A 2,559-nucleotide genomic window follows, 5' to 3' on the forward strand; every position below is an offset into this window, starting at 1 on the left:
CTAGGGACGAGCTGCGAGGGGCGAGTGCTCAGCATCGCGTCACGAGCACCCAGGTGGTCCTTCCTCGCTCCTCGCTCCTCAGTCAGTCATAGCCCGGACTTCAGGCTCGCCTCGATGAACTGATCCAGCGCGCCGTCCAGCACCGCTTGGGTGTTGCCGGTCTCGACACTGGTGCGCAGGTCTTTGATGCGAGACTGGTCGAGCACGTAAGAGCGGATCTGGCTGCCCCAGCCAATGTCCGCCTTGCTGTCCTCAACGGCCTGGGCGGAGTCGCGTCGCTTTTGCATCTCCAGCTCGTACAGTTTGGCCTTGAGCTGCTTCATGGCCTGGTCCTTATTCTTGTGCTGCGAGCGGTCGTTCTGACACTGCACCACGATGCCCGTCGGATTGTGCGTGATGCGCACGGCAGACTCGGTTCGGTTGACGTGCTGGCCGCCAGCGCCGGAGGCACGGTACACATCGATCCGCAGGTCCGCGGGGTTGATGTCGACTTCCACCGAGTCGTCGATCTCCGGCGACACGAACACGGCCGCAAACGAGGTGTGACGGCGGTTTCCGGAGTCGAAGGGCGACTTGCGCACCAGTCGGTGCACGCCGGTCTCGGTGCGCAGCCAACCGAAGGCGTGGTCCCCCTGCACCGCAATGGTGGCGGACTTGATGCCCGCGACGTCGCCCGGCGAGACCTCCATCAGCTCGGTCTTGAACCCATGCTGCTCGGCCCAGCGCAGGTACATGCGCAGCAGCATCTCGGCCCAGTCCTGCGCCTCGGTGCCGCCGGAGCCGGCCTGGATGTCCAAGAAGGCATTGGCACTATCCATCTCGCCCGAGAACATGCGGCGGAATTCCAACTCGCCGACGCGCTGCTCGAAGCCTGCCAGGTCCGCGGCCACGGCTTCCACGGTGTCAGCATCGGCCTCTTCGGCCGCCATCTCCAGCAGGTCGTCGGCGTCGCCGAGCCCGGCGGTGAGCTCGTCCATGCCGAGTACAACCCCTTCGAGCGCCACGCGCTCCCGCCCCAGGCTTTGCGCCCGCTCCGGGTCGCTCCAAATCTCTGGGTCTTCGAGCTCCCGCAGGACCTCCGTCAGGCGCTCTTGCTTGCCCGCGTAGTCAAAGGTACCCCCTCAGGGACTCAAGGCGTCCCTGGAGGTCAGCGATCTGCGCGCGGATCGGGTTGATGTCTTGCATGGCCGAGTTCCGGTCGAGAAAACCGCTAACTATAGCGCATCAGGATGTGGTTCAGCAGACGCATGTGGCCAACGGAGACGCAATCCACTGTTTGTCTATACTGGAAACACGAGCAGCAAACGGCAGGAGGCGCGCCATGGCCAGGCTACCGCGATTCATCCTCCCGGGTTACCCGCAGCACGTCATTCAGCGTGGCAACAACCGGGCGACCATCCTTCACGACGAGGACGACTACTGGGTCTTGTGGACGACATTGCGGGATGCGGCACAGAAATTCCGCTGCTCTGTGCATGCTTACGTGCTGATGCCCAATCACTTCCATCTGCTGCTGACGCCGGAGCAAGCCGGCGGCATCGGCAAGCTGATGCAGTACACGGGCCGCTACTATGTGCAGCACGCGAACCAGCGCTATGGGCGCACCGGCACCCTCTGGGACGGCCGCTACCGGGCCACCCTCTTGGACCCGGATGACTTCCTCCTGCCAGTGAGCCATTACATCGAGCGGAACCCAGTGCGCGCCGGATTGGTGCAGGAACCCGCTGCCTACGACTGGTCCAGCCACGGCGCCAACGCCCTCGGGATTGATGACGAGCTCGTGGAGCCACACGCCGTCTACCTAGCGCTCGGCGCCACCCCGCAGGAGCGCTGCGCGGCCTATGCCGAGGCGTCTCGGGCTCCAGCGGATCCGGCGTTCCTGCAGCGGGTGCGGGATGCCACGAATAAAGCCTGGGTACTCGGCGATGACGTCTTCTGCCGCGAGGTGGAGGGCAAGCTCAACCGCCGTACCCGCCCGCAACCGCGTGGCGGGGATCGCCGCTCGGATGCCTTCCGCCGCTCCCAGACAGAGCGTCGCGCCAGCGCCGGCAACGGCGCCTGACCGAGGGAGCTCGTGTTCGACCGCTGCGGTCCTGCCTTGGGCAGCGCAGGCCCTCGATCTGTAATATAGCGGAGCGTCGCGAGTTTCGAGGGGCGAGGCTCGAGGAAGAGAAAAGGCATCAGCGGGGCCGCTGGACGTCACAGAACGCACATAGGCAGGCGCAGGCAGGGCTCTGTGCGCCCGGAGCACATCAAAGCCACGGGACCGCACCGTCGAGGAGGCCGAAGGCATGTCCAAGATCCACATCGTCCGCCGTCATACGCTATCGCTGGAAGAAGCGAGGGCGGAAGTGGAGCGCATTGCGCAGCGCGTTGAGAGCGAATTCGGCGCCGATTACGCTTGGGACGGCGACACGCTCAGCTTCGCGCGCTCCGGCATCTCCGGCCACATCATCGTCAGCGAGGAGGCGCTCGACCTCACCGTTCGCCTAGGCCTGTTGCTCTCAGCGATGAAGGGCCAAATCGAGCAGCAGATCGCCGCAAAGGTCGACGAGACCC

The 2,559-nt window shown here is 65.1% G+C and carries 3 protein-coding genes; 2 read left to right on the forward strand and 1 reads right to left on the reverse strand.

Features of this window, described 5'->3' with window-relative positions; genetic code table 11:
• Positions 1 to 86: 86 nt before the first annotated feature.
• A protein-coding gene (gene prfB / locus I6U14_RS11520) for a peptide chain release factor 2 (RefSeq protein ID WP_296899466.1) occupies positions 87 to 1,185 on the reverse strand; the annotation gives its coding sequence in 2 pieces (ribosomal slippage) (positions 87 to 1,109 and positions 1,111 to 1,185; 1,098 coding nt in all).
• Between the two features lie 136 nt (positions 1,186 to 1,321).
• On the opposite strand from prfB, the gene I6U14_RS11525 reads away from it, so the two are divergent.
• Positions 1,322 to 2,062 carry a transposase gene (locus I6U14_RS11525; RefSeq protein WP_296899468.1) on the forward strand — a complete coding sequence of 247 codons (741 nt, stop codon included), beginning with the start codon at positions 1,322 to 1,324 and terminating at the stop codon, positions 2,060 to 2,062.
• A gap of 229 nt (positions 2,063 to 2,291) precedes the next feature.
• Positions 2,292 to 2,559, forward strand: a 268-nt coding sequence (locus I6U14_RS11530) for a polyhydroxyalkanoic acid system family protein (protein WP_296899469.1), incomplete at its 3' end; no start/stop codon positions are given.

The organism is Thiohalocapsa sp. (assembly GCF_019695415.1).
GTDB lineage: Bacteria > Pseudomonadota > Gammaproteobacteria > Chromatiales > Chromatiaceae > Thiohalocapsa.